The sequence below is a fragment of the Nonomuraea sp. C10 genome (assembly GCF_008017515.1).
Taxonomy (GTDB): Bacteria; Actinomycetota; Actinomycetes; order Streptosporangiales; family Streptosporangiaceae; genus Nonomuraea; species Nonomuraea ferruginea.
In genome coordinates this window covers 4,076,482-4,089,951 of sequence record NZ_VPFF01000001.1, presented here as the reverse complement: position 1 = coordinate 4,089,951, position 13,470 = coordinate 4,076,482, and the positions used below count along the sequence as shown (strand labels likewise).

Sequence of the window (13,470 nt, the reverse complement as noted above, 5' to 3'; positions counted from 1 at the left end):
CCGCCTGGGCGACACCATGGTGTCTAGGACATCCGCCGCCCCTGACGGAGGATGGTGCCTATGATCGGATTCGGCTACGCCCGCACCCCTTTAGGACAGATCCACTACGCCGAGTGCGGCACCGGCGAGCCGGTGCTGCTGCTGCACCAGACGCCCCGCTCCTGGGACGAGTACCGCGAGGTGCTGCCGCTGCTCGGGGCGGGCCACCGGGCGATCGCGATGGACACCCTCGGCTTCGGCGCCTCCGCGCCGCCGGCCGAGCACACGATCGAGGCGTACGCGGACGGAGTGCTGGCCTTCATGGACGCGCTCGGCCTGGAGACGGCCGCGGTCGCCGGGCACCACACGGGCGGGGTGATCGCCGTGGAGGTGGCGGCCCGCGCCCCCGGGCGGGTGAGCAGGCTGGTGCTGTCGTCCACGCCGCTGGTGGACGCCGAGGCGCGCCGGCGGCGTGAAGGCCGGCCGCAGGTGGACCACGTGACCGAGCGGGAGGACGGCTCCCACCTGGTCGAGCTGTGGGCGGGCCGGGCCGGCTTCTACCCGCCGGGCCGCCCCGACCTGCTGGCCCGCTTCGTCCGCGACGCGCTGGCCGCCCGGCCCGGCCTGACCGGCGGGCACCGCGCTGTCGCCGCCTACCGGATGGAGGACCGGCTCGGCCTGATCCGCTGCCCGGTCCTGTGCGTGGGCGCCGCCGACGACCCCTTCGCCTTCCCCGAGCTGCGCCCGCTGGCCGACCGGCTGGGGGCGCCGGCCGCGGTCATCGCCGGCGGCATGGTGCCGCTGGAGTACCAGGCCGCCGAGTTCGCCCGCGTGGTCGGAACGTTCCTGGCGGGCGGGGAGTTTGCGATCCCTTGACGTTGGCAGTACCCCCTTGACTTTCGAGATGTATCGGAACAGGTGGGAGGCGGTCCTCGTGCAACAGGTGCCGGAACAGGAGAAGGAGACCCGGCAGGAACGCGCCGATCGCAACTTCGTCGAGTTACTGCAGGGCGCCCGCGTCGCGGTGACCGGTGTCCAGGTGCTGTTCGCCTTTCTGCTCACCGTGCCGTTCTCGCAGGGCTTCGAGCGGCTGAGCGCGTTCGACCGGTGGTTGTTCTTCGTGGCGCTGGTGTCGGCGGCGTGCGCCTCGATCTGTTACATCGCCCCGGCCAACCAGCACCGGGTGCTGTTCCGCCAGGGGCTGAAGGAGAAGCTGGTCCGCCGCTCCAACCACTACGGTCTCGCGGGCGCCCTCGCGCTGGCCCTGTCGATGACGTCCGCGACGATGCTGGTGGTCGACTTCCTGTTCCACTCCACGCTGGCGTGGGTCACCGCGGGCGGGGTGGCGGCGCTGGCCGCCTGGGCGTGGTTCGGCCAGCCGGCGCTCGACCGGTCCGCCCGCCCCGACGACACCGCACCTGACGAGAGCGACGGCCGCCGATCAGGAGGAGCCGCCGCCGGCGTCTGACCGGCGGTAGTCGGCCCGCGCCACCACGTACGCGGCCACCGACACGGTGATGATCTGGGCCACGGCGACGATGAGCAACGGCCCTGCCGTGGCCCAGGTCGGCTGGCGCAGCCACATCGCCAGCAGCACCAGCAGCACGCAGAGCACCTGGGGCTTGGTGGCGACGTGCATCCGGTCGAGTGTGGTGCGGAAGCGCACCATGCCCCATCCGGCGGTCAGCGCGAGCGCCGCCCCGGCGAGCAGGCAGACGGCCGCCGCGACGTCCAGCACGTTCACTCGTTCCCCTCCGGGAAGTAGCGGGCCAGCGAGACGGTCCCGACGAACCCGAGCAGCGACAGCACCAGCAGGATCGGGACGTCGGAGTAGTCGCCGTAGACGGCGGCGTACGCTCCCGCGCCGCACATGGCCAGCGAGGTGATCATGTCCACCGACACCGCCCGGTCCAGCGTGGTCGGGCCCCTCCCCAGCCGGTAGAGCGCCCCCGCCGCGCCGACGGCGAGCAGCACCAGCGTCACCAGATACACCGTGGTCATCCGAGCTCCTTCCGGTCGGCGCGCGTACCGAACGCCGCCACGATCCGCGTCTCCAGCGCGGTCACCTCGTCCTGGGTGAGCGCCGCCACCACCGCGTGGGGGCCGGACCGGCCGAGCACGTGGATGGTCAGCTCCCGCCGCTCCCGGTCGGCTCCCAGCACGAGGCTGCCCGGCACCGTCGTCACCCCGATCATGATTATGACCGTCATGGCCTCCGACGAGGTGCGCAGGCGTACCGGCACGATCGCGGTCGGCGGCGACGGCGACCGCAGCACCCAGAACACCACCCGCGCCGTCGAGGTCACCAGGTCGAGCAGGAACCAGGCCAGGAACCGGACGAACGGCAGCGGCCGGAACCGGATGCCGGGATCGAGCACCGGCAGCGGCAGCAGCCATGTGACCACGGCTCCGGCGATCAGCCCGCCCACCAGGGTGCCGAAGGACAGATCGCCCCAGAGCATCATCCAGATCAGCGCCAGCCAGCAGACCAGCGCCAGCGGCACCGGCCGCCCGAACAGCCGCGGCGCCAGCCGGTCGCGCGTCTTCCCCTGCCGCTCCGGCTCCTGAGGGCCGGCCTCCGAAGGCTCCGTCATCCCGACCCCAGGACCGCGGTGATGTACGGCTGCCGCGCCAGCAGTTCGTCGGCCGCCCGCTCGGTCAGCGACGACAGCGGCCCGGCCAGCACCGTGTAGGCCAGCCCCAGCACCACCAGCGCCGTCACCGGCCCGTACAGGCCCGGCGTGTTCGCCGCGCTCCGCTCCATCTGCTCCTCACCGGCGTCCGCCCGGCTCTCGCCCTCGCCCTGCGGCTCCCGCCAGAACGCCTTGCCCCACACCTTCGCCACCGCGTACAGGGTGAGCAGGCTCGTCACCAGCGCGGCCGCGACCAGCGCGATCGGGAGCGCGCCGCCGACCTCCAGCCCGGCCTGGATCAGCGCCAGCTTGCCCAGGAAGCCGGACATCGGCGGGATGCCCGACAGGTTCATCGCGGGCACGAAGAACAGCACCGACAGCAGCGGCGCCTTCCGCATCAGCCCGCCCAGGCGGTTCACCGACGTGGTGCCCGAGCGCCGCTCGATCAGCCCCGCCACCAGGAACAGGCTCGTCTGCACGGTCATGTGGTGCACCGCGTAGAAGACGGCGCCCGCCAGCCCCGCCACGGTCGCCAGGCCCACCCCCATCACCATGTAGCCGACGTGGCTGACCAGCGTGAACGACAGCATCCGTTTGATGTCCGTCTGCGCCACCGCGCCCAGCACGCCCAGCAGCAGCGTGGCCAGCGCCGCCCACAGCAGCAGCGTCCCCACCGGCCCGCCGGGGAACAGCAGCGCCTCCAGCCGGAAGATCGCGTACACGCCGACCTTCGTGAGCAGCCCGGCGAACACCGCCGTCGCCGGCGCGGGCGCGGTCGGATAGGAGTCCGGCAGCCAGCCCGACACGGGGAAGATCGCCGCCTTGATCGCGAACGCCAGCAGCAGGAACAGCTCCACCAGCAGCTTCACCTGCGGCGTGAGGTCCGCGAACCGCACGGCGAGCTGGGCGATCGACAGCGTCCCGGTGGCCGCGTACACGATCGCCAGCGCGATGAGGAACAGCATCGACGACATCAGCGCCATGACCGTGTACGTGGCCCCGGCCCGGATCCTGGACTGGGTCCCGCCGAACGTGAGCAGCACGTACGACCCGCTCAGCAGCATCTCGAACGCCACGAACAGGTTGAACAGGTCACCGGTCAGGAACGCGTTCGCCACCCCGGCCAGCATCACCAGGAACGCCGGGTGGAAGATCGCCATCGGGGCGACGTCCTCCTGCCGGTCGTAGGCGCTGACCACCGAGTACACCATCACGCACAGCGTCACCGCCGACGAGGTCACCAGCATGAGCGCGGACAGCCGGTCGGCGACCAGCGAGATCCCGATCGGCGTCTCCCAGCCGCCGATCCGCGCCACCATCGGCCCGTGCTGGTCGACCTGGGCGAGCAGCACCGCCGAGACCACCAGGTTGACGGCCAGCGCGAAGATACTGATGACACCCTGCAGATGCCGCAGCCGCGCGCCGATGGCCAGCTTGATGCCCGCCGCCAGCAGCGGCAGCAGCACCGGGACCGGGATCAGCGCCTCCACTACTCGTCGCCCTCCAGCTCGGGGTCGAGCGCGAGCGCCTGGCGCTCCCGCTCGGCCCTGATGGCCCGCCGCATCTGCTTGCGCGCCTCCCGCTGGCGCGCCTTGAGGCGCCTGCGGTCGGCCCGCCGGTGCGCCATCCGCTCACCCCTGGTCGGCTCGTCACGCAGTTCGGCGTGCAACTCGGCGCGCTGCTCGGCGACCAGCCGGTCGTACTCCGCCTGCCGGGCGCGCACCCGCTCGCCCAGCTGCCCGCGCCGGGCGCGCAGCCGAACCCAGCGGTCCTCGGTGTCGTCGCTCACCTCGTCGGAGCCGCGCAGCTGCCAGGCCCGGTGCACCATCGAGAGCAGGAACGCGGTGACGCCCAGCGTGATGACGATCGCGGTCAGGACCATGGCCTGGGGGAGCGGGTCGGCCATCTGGTCCGGCTCGGCCCGGCCGAGCAGCGGCGGGTCGCCGGCGTCGCCGCCGGTGGTGAGGATCAGCAGGTTCACCCCGTTGCCGAGCAGGATCACGCCCGCCAGCACCCGGACCAGGCTCCGCTCCAGCAGCAGCGTCACCCCGGCGGCGACGAGCAGCCCGCACACGGCCAGCGGCACCAGCGAAATCGTCATCGCGCCTCGATCTGCTCGTCCACCTCGGCGCCGAGCGCCCGCAACACGTCCTGCACCATTCCCACCACCGTCAGATAGATCCCCAGGTCGAACAGCAGCACCGTGGACAGGTGCAGGGTGCCGACCAGCGGCACCGTCACGTCCGCGGCCAGCATGCGCAGCGCCTCACCGCCGAACGCCATCCCGATGAGCGCCGTGCCGACCGACATCGTGAGCCCGACCCCGAGCAGCACCCCCGGGTGCACCGGCACCGCCCTGGCCAGCTCGTCGCGCCCGCCCGCCAGGTAGCGGACCGTGATCGCCAGCCCGGCCACGATCCCGCCCGCGAAACCGCCGCCGACCCGCCCGTGCCCGACGAACAGCAGGAACACCGAGAGCAGCAGGACCGTGTGGAAGGTCAGGCGGGCGGCCACCTCGAACGCGAGCGACCGATGCTCCTCCGGCAGCGCCGACGCCAGCCAGGGCCGGCCGGGACGCGGGGGCGCCGGCCGCCTGTCGATCGCGTACGAGGTGCGGCGCAGATACACCAGACTGGTGACGCCCAGCGTGAGCACCAGGATCACGGTGCTCTCGCCCATCGTGTCCCAGGCCCGGATGTCGAGCAGCAGGGCGCTGACGATGTTGCCGGCCCCGGCCCGCTCCGCCGCCCCGGCCATGAGGTCGCCGACCGGCGGGGCCTGCCGGGCGTCCATCGCCAGGACGCCCGCCACGACCACCACCGCCCCCGTCACGAGACCGATGCCGAGCCGGAGCGCGAAAGGCAGCCTGGCCGGCACCGGCGGGTTCGACACGCGTCTCAGCACCAGCACGAATATGACCATGCTGAGGGTCTCGGCCAGGAACTGGGTCAGCGCCAGGTCGGGGGAGCCGTGGGCGAGGAACAGCAGCGCGACCCCGTACCCGGTCATGCCGCAGGAGATGGCCAGCAGCAGGTAGCTGTGGGCGCGCAGGGCGAGCACGACCGCGGCCGCGATCAGCACGGCGAGCAGCGGCTGCTCGGGCCGCTGCCACCCCGTCACCGGCGCCTCCAGCGCGAGCGGAGGACCGTAGGACAGGGCGAGCGTCCCGATGCCGGCCAGGGTGGCGAGCGTGAGCAGCACGTAGTCGGGCACCGAGCCGCGCTGGACGATGCCGGTGAGCTGGAGCGCCGCCAGGTCGGTGCGGCGCAGCGCGTTCCAGAACGCCACGCCGGAGTCGGTGATGTGCATCGCCGACCCCAGCCGCGCCACCGGCTCGCGCGCCAGGAACAGCAGCACGCCGACGACCAGCGTGGCCGCCGACAGCAGCAGCGGCGCCCCCACCCCGCTCCAGAGCGCCAGGTGGGTGCCGTGCCCCGGGTCGGGGAAGGAGGCCGTGTAGCCGGACATGGCCGTCTCGAACATGCCCGCCAGCGGCGCCAGCACCAGCCCGAGCCCGGCCAGCAGCACGGCCGGCGCCACCATGAGCACCAGCGGCCGCTTCAGCTTCGACCGCTTCCTGTGCGGCTTGTCCGCGAACGCGCCCCACAGGAACCGCAGCGTGTACGCGGCGGTCAGCGCCGACCCGGCCACCACCGCCGCCAGGACGAACGGGTCGGCCAGCAGCGCCTCCAGCGCCGCCTCCTTGCCCACGAACCCGACCAGCGGCGGCAGCCCCACCATCGACGCCCCGGCCAGCACCGCGGCCGCGCACGTCCACGGCATCGAACGGCCCAGCCCGCTCAGCCCGCGCAGATCACGCCGGCCCGCCGCGCGGTCCACCACCCCCACGACCAGGAACAGGGTCGCCTTGAACAGCGCGTGCCCGAGCAGCATCGCCACCCCGGCCAGCGCGGTCGCCCCGGTGCCGGCGCCGAACAGCACGATCAGGAAGCCGAGCTGGCCGACCGTCCCGTACGCGAGCAGCCTCTTCAGATCGGTCTCCCGCAGCGCCCGCCAGCCGCCCAGCAGCATCGTCAGCGCACCCAGCGGCACCGCCACCGCCCGCCACACCGTCGCGTCGCCGAACGCCGGGCCCAGCCGGGCCAGCAGGTAGACGCCCGCCTTGACCATCGCCGCCGCGTGCAGGTACGCCGACACCGGCGTGGGCGCGGCCATCGCCGCGGGCAGCCACGCGCTGAACGGGAAGATCGCCGACTTGGACAGCGCCCCGACCAGCACCAGCAGCAGCGCCACCGATCCCACCTCGGGCGGGTCCGCCAGGATGGCGGAGATCTGGTAGGTGCCCGCCGACTGCCCGATCATCACGAACCCGGCCAGCATCGCCAGCCCGCCCAGGGTGGTGACGACCAGCGCCTGCATGCCGGCCCGCCTGCTCGACCGGCTCTCCGGGTGATGCCCGATCAGCAGGTACGAGAAGACCGTCGTCAGCTCCCAGAACACGTACAGCAGCAGCAGGTCGTCGGCCGTGACCAGGCCTAGCATGGCGCCGGCGAACGCCGTCATGGCCGCGCCGAACCGCCCCAGGCCCTCGTCGCCCCGGTAGAAGTAGCGTGAGCTGTAGACCATGACGAGCGCGCCGACGCCGGTCACCAGCGCCATCATCAGCAGGCCCAGCGCGTCGGCGCGGAACGCCAGCGAGATGCCGAGCGCCGGAGCCCACGGACGGACGGACGCCTCCGGCCCCAGCAGGGTGTAGACGAAGCCGGCCGCCGGTGCCGCCGCGAGCAGCAGCAGCGCGTCCCGTCCGAACCGCCGGACCAGCCAGGGAGCGCAGAACGCGGCCGCCGCGTGCAGGATGAGCAGCCACTCCATCCATTCAGCCCGAGTTGTTCAGGCGGTTACCGATCTCGTCCTGCAGGCGCGAGAGCGACTCGTCGAGCATGCCGCGCACCTCGTCGGCACGCTCGCGCGGCGTCTCCTCCTCCGGCTCGTCCAGCAAGGAGATGTGCACCGTCACCTCACTCGTGCCGCTGTCGGCGTCCGAAACCTGCAGCCAGCCCGAATAGTCCGGATGATCACGGCCGCCCCACTCCACCCTGAGCTGGTCACGCTGGGCGCGGAACAGGCCCTCATGCTCGCCCTCACCGGGCACCACCTCGCCGCCCGCCTCCACGGTGTTCGGCCCGCTGCCGCGGACCCACAGTCCGTGCGGCAGCCACCTGTTCATCAGCGTGACGTCGGACGCCACGCCGAACACCACACCACTTTCGGCAGGCATGCCACGCGTCGCCTCATACTCGGCCATGGAAACTCCCGGTTCGTCCGTAGCACCTCGTCTGCCCCGGTCACCCCTGTGGCAAACCGCGCCCCTCGCCGCACGGGCATGCCGTCGCGCGGGGTGTGACGCGGGTGTGACGCGGGTGTGACGCGGGTGTGACGCGGGTGTGACACAGGGAGGCTGTGACACAGTAAGGCCATGTCCGAGAAGCTTCCCCGGTCAGTCCCCGAAGCCGTGGCCGCAGAGCTGGCCGGGCGACCGCCGCGCTATCTCTACTTCTGGGGCCACCAGCCCGCCCGCGACGGCACGGCCGGCCGCGGCTGCCTCAGCCAGTGGTGGCCCGCCGGGTTCACCGAGGACGGGCGCCACTACCGGTCGGCCGAGCACTACATGATGGCGCACAAGGCGCTGCTGTTCGGCGACGAGGTGGCCGCCGAGAAGATCCTCGCCGCCGCCCATCCCGGCGAGGCGAAGAAGCTCGGGCGCGCCGTCGGCGGCTTCGACGAGGAGACCTGGGCCGCCCACCGCTACGAGATCGTGGTACGGGGCAACCTCGCCAAGTTCGGTCAGCACGCCGAGCTGAAGGAGTTCCTGCTGACCACCGGCGGGCGGGTGCTGGTCGAGGCCAGCCCGCTGGACCGGGTGTGGGGCATCGGGCTGGTCGCCGACGACCCGGCCGCCGCCTCGCCCGCCACCTGGCGCGGGCTCAACCTGCTCGGCTTCGCCCTCATGGACGTCCGCGACGCGCTGGCCCGCCCGCGCTGACGCTCAGCGGCCCGCCACCGCACCGGCGTCACGGGGGAGGTCGGCGCCCCGCACCGTGCAGGCCAGCGCCGCCACCTTCGCCGCGAACGCCGCCGCCTCCCGCGCCGTGGCCGGATCCAGCCCGTCCAACCGGCCGCCGAGCAGCCCGCGCCCGTCGAGCCAGTGCAGCAGCCCGGCCGTGAACGCGTCGCCCGCCCCCACCGTGTCGACCACGTCCACCTGAGGCGCGGGCACCTCCGTCCGGACCCCGCCGAGCGACACCAGCGCCCCGGCCGGGCCCCGCGTCACCACCACCAGCCGCGCCCCGGCGGCGTGCCACTCGTCGCACACCCGCTCCACCGGCTCGCCGGGCCGCAGGAAGGCCAGGTCGTCGTCGCTGAGCCGCAGGATGTCGGCGAAGGCGCACCACCGCTCGACCGCGTACGCCTCCCGCGTGGCGAGGCTCGGCCGTACGTTGGGATCGACCGAGACCGTCACCCGCCGCGCGGCCGCCGCCGCGAACGCCTCCACCACGTCCCGTCCCGGCGGCCTGACCAGCGCCAGCGACCCGGTGTGCAGGCACCGCACGCCGTCCAGCACCGGGCCGGCCAACTCGGCGCCGGTCCACTGCCAGTCGGCGGTGCCCTCGGCGTGGAAGCCGTAACGCGCCTTGCCGGCGTCGTCCAGGCCGGCCACCGCGAGCGTGCTCGGCTCGCGGGCCTCGACGGCGTACGTCAGATCCACCCCGGCCAGCCGCTCCCGGAACAGCTCCCCGAACACGTCACCCGAGATGCGCCCCAGGAACCGCGCCGGCGTGCCGAGCCCGGCCAGCGCCGCCGCCGTGTTCGCCGGCCCGCCGCCCGGCAGCACCCGCAGCGTCAGCTCACCCGCCCGCCGTTCCGCGAACGCGTCGGCGACGCACTCACCCAGCACCGCGATCACCCGCCCACCCTCTCACGCCACCCCCTGCACGATCAGCCGGTGTCCGGAGAGATCCGTCCTCCCGCGCCGGCCCGATGCGTGTGGAGGGGCGGTGGCCGCCCGATGCGTGCGCCAGGGCCGGTGACCGCGGAGGTCATCGGCCCTTCCTTCGCCCGGGTCGGAGCGGGCGGAGCCGCCTGGCAGGCCGAGGAGGGTCGCGTCAGCGGAGGCCGGTGAAGAGGTCGTCCTCGTGGGCCGGGGTCTTGACGCGGCTCTGGACGCGGGTGAACGCCTCGTGGGAGAACATCTGCTGCTGGGCCTGCGGGGGCATGCGCAGCGGGAAGATGTTCTCGCCCTGGCTGGCGTGCGCCTCCAGGGCCTTGAGCTTGCGGTCGACGTAGGCCGAGACGTCGACGATGGCGTTGACCAGCTCGTCGGGGGTGCCGAAGTCGTCGTCGGGCTCGAAGCCCAGGTCGATGCCCGACTCGCGGAGGGTCGCGGCCATGTTGGCGATCGCGGCGCGCGGGATCGCCGTGTAGTAGAGCTTGTCGGGGACGCCGCCGCCGTTGACGGCGGCCACGGCGACGCGGTGGGCCTGGACGTGGTCGGGATGGCCGTAGCCGCTGCCGCCCGTCTCGTCGTAGGTCACCACCACCTGCGGGCGGTAACGCGCCATCAGCTCGGTCAGCCGGGCGGCCGCCGACTCCACGGACACGTTGGCGAAGGCGTCAGGGTGGTCGTTGGTCGACCAGCCCGCCATGCCGGAGTCGCGGTAGCCGAGCAGCTCGACGTGCTCGATGCCGAGATGGTCCGCGGAGGCGCGCAGCTCGGCCAGCCGGCGCTCGGCCACCTCGGCGGCGTCGTGGCCGGCCTCGCCGGGCTTCACCCCGCCGGGGCCGTCACCCTGCTCGCCGTTGGTGCAGGTGACCAGGACCGTGCGGACGCCCTCCGCGGCGTAGCGGGCGAGCACTCCGCCGGTGCTCAGGCACTCGTCGTCGGGGTGGGCGTGCACGGCCATCAAGGTCAGTCGGCTTTCCATGGCCGAAACCCTACTCGGCGCCCCCGACAGATCCTCCCGCCAGGGCCAGCCGGGCGGCCTCGTCCCGCGCGGCGGCCCGCCCCGCCCCGCTCACGGCGAGCCCGTGCTGGTCGGTCGTCATGTCAGCGGGCGCGACGCGAGACGACGGCCCGGCCCATCGCGGGATCGTCGCAGAACGCGCCGTCGACGCCCAGCTCCAGCAGCCGGCCCAGGAAGCCCGCCACGTCACCGGTGGCGCGCGGGTAGGCGGGGCTGTCGGGGTTCCCGAGCCGGTGGTCGGCGGGGAGCTGGGAGTTCTCGTTGCGCACGGTCCACACGTGCACGTCCAGCCGCCCGCGGTGGGCGTCGCGGACCAGGGCGGTCGGCTCCAGGGTCCTGCCGTCGGCGCCGACGGGCAGCACGCGCCGGGTGTCGACGCCGATCGCGCCGGCGTACCGGGCGACCTCCCGCAGGCCCTCCGGGGTGACCATGTCGTCGTAGGTGCGGCCGTTACCGGCCGCGACCCAGTCGTAGGGGGCGCCGGTCGCGCCGATGAGCTGGACGAGCGGCAGCCGCGTCCTGCCGGACAGCTCGCGCAGGTTGGCCGTCTCGAACGACTGGATGTACGCCTTCCGCACGCGGTTGCGCTCCAGCGTCTCCAGCAGCGGCTCCTCCAGCGACAGGCCGATGGAGTCGAAGTAGGTCGGGTGCTTGGTCTCCGGGTAGACGCCCACCCCGTGCCGCAGCGCCAGCTCGACCACCTCCTCGAAGGTGGGGATCTGGGCCGTCCCGTCGAAGGCCGTGTTGTCCGGGCGCAGGCCGGGCACCCGCTCCCTGGCCCGCAGGGTCTTCAGCTCGGCGAGCGTGAAGTCCTCGGTGAACCACCCGGTCACCTCGCGGCCGTCGATCGTCTTGGTGGCGCGCCTGCCGGCGAACTCCGCCCGCTCGGCCACGTCGGTGGTCTGCGAGATCTCGTTCTCGTGCCGCGCGACGAGGACGCCGTCCTTGGTGGGGACGAGGTCGGGCTCGATGTAGTCGGCGCCCATCGCGATCGCGGCATCGTACGAGAGCAGCGTGTGCTCGGGGCGGTGGGCACTGGCGCCGCGATGGCCGATGACGACGGGCGGCTGGGCGCGGCGGCCGGGGTCGGCGGCCGTCGCGGCGGAAGTCGATGGGGTCACCACGAGGGCGACGGTACCGGCCGACAGCACGGCCAGCACACTCGCGAACAGGCTGCGGATCGTCATGGGCGCACCGTAAACCCGCGAGAGGGGTTCCCGGAGTTACTTGGATGAGTTACTGTTTACTCATGCAAGTAAGAAAGCGGACGTTCACGGGGGACGCCAGGCGCGCGCAGATCATCGCCGCGACTATCGAGACCCTCGGGCGGCTCGGCTACGGGCACACCTCGTTCGCGAAGATCGCCGAGCGGGCCGGGCTGAGCAGCACGCGGCTGATCTCGTACCACTTCGCCGGCAAGGACGAGCTGATGGCCGCCGTGGTCGGGCACGTGCACGAGAAGCTCGGGCGGTTCATGCACGAGCGGGTCAGCGCGCAGCCCGACGCCAGGAGCCGGCTGCGCGCCTACATCGGCGGCCTGGTCGCGTTCAACGCCGCGCACCGCGACGAGATGGAGGCGCTGATGACGATCTTCCTCAGCCATCCGGGCGAGGCCGGCTCCTACGGCCCGGAGGAGGAGATTCGGACGCTGAGCCACCTGGAGCTCATTCTGCGCGAGGGCCAGGAGCGGGGGGAGTTCCGCGCGTTCGACCCGTTCGTGATGGCCGCCACGATCCAGCGCTCGCTCGACGGCCTGCCGTTCCTGCTGCGCTCCAGGCCCGGCCTCGACCTGGAGCTGACGGCGCGCGAGCTGGAGACGATGTTCGACCTGGCCACCAGGGCGGAGCCGTGAGGGGGCGGTGGCTGACGATCGCCGTCAACATCGGCGTGCCCGTCGTGATCTATTACGGGTTACGCGCCGCGGGGGTCAGCGTCTACCTGGCGCTGCTGGCCGACACGCTGGTGTCGGCCGGGTTCACCGGTTACAAGCTGCTGCGCGAGCGCAAGCTCGACGGGCTGAGCGCGTTCTTCACCGCCATGTTCGCCGTCGCCGTGGTGGTGACGCTGGTCAGCGGCGACGAGCGGATGCTGCTGGCCAAGGAGGGCTGGGTCACGGCGGCGGCCGGCATCTGGTTCCTGGCCTCGACCAGGATGTCCCGGCCTCTCGCCTACCTCTTCACCCGGCCGCTGCTGGAGCACCGTTACCCGTTCGGGCCGGTGCGCGAGCCGTGGGAGGTCTACTGGGAGCGGCTGCCCAGGTTCCGCCGCGTCTGGCGGGTGTCGTCCGCCGTCTGGGGCGTCGTGCTGCTGCTCGACGCCGCCGCCCGGGTGGCCATCGCGTACGCGCTGCCCGTCGACACGGTGCGCGTGACAGGGATGCTCCTGTACGCGGTCGCGACCCTCGTCGCCGTGATCATCACCAATGTCCACTACGTGCTGAGCGGGCTCTACAACGGCTGGAGCAGCCTGTACGAGCCGCTCAGGAGAGAGGAGTCGCGCGCATGACCCGCCGCCTTCCCACCATCGCCGTCGCCGTCGCCGCCACACTGGCCGTCTGGCTCGTGGCCGTCCCGATCGCCGGCGTCGACCTCGCCGCCCGGGGCGGAGCCGGGACCATCGCGGTCGGGCCCGTGGCGGTGGTGATCGCCACCGCCGTCGCCGGGCTCGCCGGCTGGGCCCTGCTGGCCGTCCTCGAACGCCTCACCCGGCGCGCCCGCGCCATCTGGACCGCGGTCGCCGCGGCCGTCCTCGTCCTGTCGCTGCTCGGCCCGCTCGGCGGGGTGAACGCGGGGTCACAGCTCACGCTCGCCCTGATGCACCTGGCCGCCGGAGCGGTGATCATCTTCGGGATGCGCGGCACGGCGACGCGCTGAGTC

At 73.0% G+C, this 13,470-nt stretch carries 16 protein-coding genes; 6 read left to right on the top strand and 10 right to left on the bottom strand.

Translation table 11 applies throughout. The features are described from left to right. Positions 1-60: 60 nt before the first annotated feature. Both FR742_RS18815 and FR742_RS18810 read left to right on the top strand, forming a co-directional pair. Positions 61-855 (top strand): alpha/beta fold hydrolase, encoded by a 795-nt coding sequence (locus tag FR742_RS18815; RefSeq protein WP_187281206.1) that lies wholly within the window; start codon positions 61-63, stop codon positions 853-855. A gap of 28 nt (positions 856-883) precedes the next feature. Beyond that, positions 884-1,447 (top strand): DUF6328 family protein, encoded by a 564-nt coding sequence (locus FR742_RS18810; protein ID WP_222708972.1) that lies wholly within the window; start codon positions 884-886, stop codon positions 1,445-1,447. Here the strand turns inward: FR742_RS18810 and FR742_RS18805 are convergent. From FR742_RS18805 to FR742_RS18775, 7 genes are read right to left on the bottom strand one after another with little or no spacing between them, the layout of a single operon-like run. Then, positions 1,421-1,723: a monovalent cation/H(+) antiporter subunit G gene (locus FR742_RS18805; protein ID WP_148032151.1), complete on the bottom strand. Its 303-nt coding sequence runs from the start codon at positions 1,721-1,723 to the stop codon at positions 1,421-1,423. The two genes, FR742_RS18810 and FR742_RS18805, sit on opposite strands and share 27 nt — an antisense overlap. Beyond that, on the bottom strand, positions 1,720-1,980 hold the full coding sequence (locus FR742_RS18800) for a monovalent cation/H+ antiporter complex subunit F (RefSeq protein WP_148032150.1): 261 nt from the start codon (positions 1,978-1,980) through the stop codon (positions 1,720-1,722). Before FR742_RS18800 ends, FR742_RS18805 begins: the two co-directional genes overlap by 4 nt. Next, positions 1,977-2,573, bottom strand: coding sequence for a Na+/H+ antiporter subunit E (locus FR742_RS18795; protein ID WP_148032149.1), 597 nt, complete (start codon positions 2,571-2,573; stop codon positions 1,977-1,979). The genes FR742_RS18800 and FR742_RS18795 overlap by 4 nt, the downstream gene beginning before the upstream one ends. After that, positions 2,570-4,102 (bottom strand): Na+/H+ antiporter subunit D, encoded by a 1,533-nt coding sequence (locus FR742_RS18790; protein WP_148032148.1) that lies wholly within the window; start codon positions 4,100-4,102, stop codon positions 2,570-2,572. The genes FR742_RS18795 and FR742_RS18790 overlap by 4 nt, the downstream gene beginning before the upstream one ends. Further along, a complete protein-coding gene (locus tag FR742_RS18785; RefSeq protein ID WP_148032147.1) occupies positions 4,102-4,713 on the bottom strand; it encodes a Na(+)/H(+) antiporter subunit C in 612 nt (203 codons plus the stop codon). The genes FR742_RS18790 and FR742_RS18785 overlap by 1 nt, the downstream gene beginning before the upstream one ends. Beyond that, a complete protein-coding gene (locus tag FR742_RS18780) occupies positions 4,710-7,445 on the bottom strand; it encodes a Na+/H+ antiporter subunit A (RefSeq protein WP_148032146.1) in 2,736 nt (911 codons plus the stop codon). Before FR742_RS18780 ends, FR742_RS18785 begins: the two co-directional genes overlap by 4 nt. A 4-nt stretch (positions 7,446-7,449) precedes the next feature. Beyond that, positions 7,450-7,878 carry an SRPBCC family protein gene (locus tag FR742_RS18775; RefSeq protein ID WP_148032145.1) on the bottom strand — a complete coding sequence of 143 codons (429 nt, stop codon included), beginning with the start codon at positions 7,876-7,878 and terminating at the stop codon, positions 7,450-7,452. Positions 7,879-8,049: 171 nt separating this feature from the next. Between FR742_RS18775 and FR742_RS18770 the strand changes: the two genes are divergently transcribed. Beyond that, entirely contained in the window at positions 8,050-8,616 is a 567-nt protein-coding gene (locus FR742_RS18770; protein WP_148032144.1) for an NADAR family protein, read from the top strand. Between the two features lie 3 nt (positions 8,617-8,619). Here FR742_RS18770 and FR742_RS18765 read toward each other — a convergent pair whose 3' ends face one another. The 3 genes from FR742_RS18765 to FR742_RS18755 form a co-directional block, all read right to left on the bottom strand. After that, complete coding sequence (locus tag FR742_RS18765) at positions 8,620-9,537, bottom strand: carbohydrate kinase (RefSeq protein ID WP_148032143.1); 918 nt, start codon at positions 9,535-9,537, stop codon at positions 8,620-8,622. A gap of 199 nt (positions 9,538-9,736) precedes the next feature. Further along, positions 9,737-10,555 (bottom strand): PIG-L family deacetylase, encoded by an 819-nt coding sequence (locus FR742_RS18760; protein ID WP_148032142.1) that lies wholly within the window; start codon positions 10,553-10,555, stop codon positions 9,737-9,739. Between the two features lie 122 nt (positions 10,556-10,677). Further along, a complete protein-coding gene (locus FR742_RS18755; RefSeq protein ID WP_148032141.1) occupies positions 10,678-11,781 on the bottom strand; it encodes a glycerophosphodiester phosphodiesterase family protein in 1,104 nt (367 codons plus the stop codon). 62 nt (positions 11,782-11,843) lie between these two features. On the opposite strand from FR742_RS18755, the gene FR742_RS18750 reads away from it, so the two are divergent. Genes FR742_RS18750 through FR742_RS18740 form a run of 3 tightly spaced genes read left to right on the top strand, consistent with a single transcriptional unit; the run spans position 11,844 to position 13,467 of the window. Beyond that, entirely contained in the window at positions 11,844-12,446 is a 603-nt protein-coding gene (locus FR742_RS18750) for a TetR/AcrR family transcriptional regulator (RefSeq protein ID WP_219549101.1), read from the top strand. Then, positions 12,443-13,099 carry a VC0807 family protein gene (locus tag FR742_RS18745; protein WP_148032140.1) on the top strand — a complete coding sequence of 219 codons (657 nt, stop codon included), beginning with the start codon at positions 12,443-12,445 and terminating at the stop codon, positions 13,097-13,099. The genes FR742_RS18750 and FR742_RS18745 overlap by 4 nt, the downstream gene beginning before the upstream one ends. Next, on the top strand, positions 13,096-13,467 hold the full coding sequence (locus tag FR742_RS18740) for a DUF6069 family protein (protein ID WP_148032139.1): 372 nt from the start codon (positions 13,096-13,098) through the stop codon (positions 13,465-13,467). Before FR742_RS18745 ends, FR742_RS18740 begins: the two co-directional genes overlap by 4 nt. The last annotated feature ends 3 nt before the right edge of the window (positions 13,468-13,470 follow it).

What these genes read in the sequence shown, in the direction of transcription:
- FR742_RS18785 (WP_148032147.1), bottom strand. Translation starts at nt 4,713, where the DNA reads ATGACGATTTCGCTGGTGCCGCTGGCCGTGTGCGGGCTGCTCGTCGCC.
- FR742_RS18740 (WP_148032139.1), top strand. Translation starts at nt 13,096, where the DNA reads ATGACCCGCCGCCTTCCCACCATCGCCGTCGCCGTCGCCGCCACACTG.
- FR742_RS18795 (WP_148032149.1), bottom strand. Translation starts at nt 2,573, where the DNA reads ATGACGGAGCCTTCGGAGGCCGGCCCTCAGGAGCCGGAGCGGCAGGGG.
- FR742_RS18810 (WP_222708972.1), top strand. Translation starts at nt 884, where the DNA reads ATGTATCGGAACAGGTGGGAGGCGGTCCTCGTGCAACAGGTGCCGGAA.
- FR742_RS18800 (WP_148032150.1), bottom strand. Translation starts at nt 1,980, where the DNA reads ATGACCACGGTGTATCTGGTGACGCTGGTGCTGCTCGCCGTCGGCGCG.
- FR742_RS18780 (WP_148032146.1), bottom strand. Translation starts at nt 7,445, where the DNA reads ATGGAGTGGCTGCTCATCCTGCACGCGGCGGCCGCGTTCTGCGCTCCC.
- FR742_RS18760 (WP_148032142.1), bottom strand. Translation starts at nt 10,555, where the DNA reads ATGGAAAGCCGACTGACCTTGATGGCCGTGCACGCCCACCCCGACGAC.
- FR742_RS18755 (WP_148032141.1), bottom strand. Translation starts at nt 11,781, where the DNA reads ATGACGATCCGCAGCCTGTTCGCGAGTGTGCTGGCCGTGCTGTCGGCC.
- FR742_RS18770 (WP_148032144.1), top strand. Translation starts at nt 8,050, where the DNA reads ATGTCCGAGAAGCTTCCCCGGTCAGTCCCCGAAGCCGTGGCCGCAGAG.
- FR742_RS18775 (WP_148032145.1), bottom strand. Translation starts at nt 7,878, where the DNA reads ATGGCCGAGTATGAGGCGACGCGTGGCATGCCTGCCGAAAGTGGTGTG.
- FR742_RS18815 (WP_187281206.1), top strand. Translation starts at nt 61, where the DNA reads ATGATCGGATTCGGCTACGCCCGCACCCCTTTAGGACAGATCCACTAC.
- FR742_RS18750 (WP_219549101.1), top strand. Translation starts at nt 11,844, where the DNA reads ATGCAAGTAAGAAAGCGGACGTTCACGGGGGACGCCAGGCGCGCGCAG.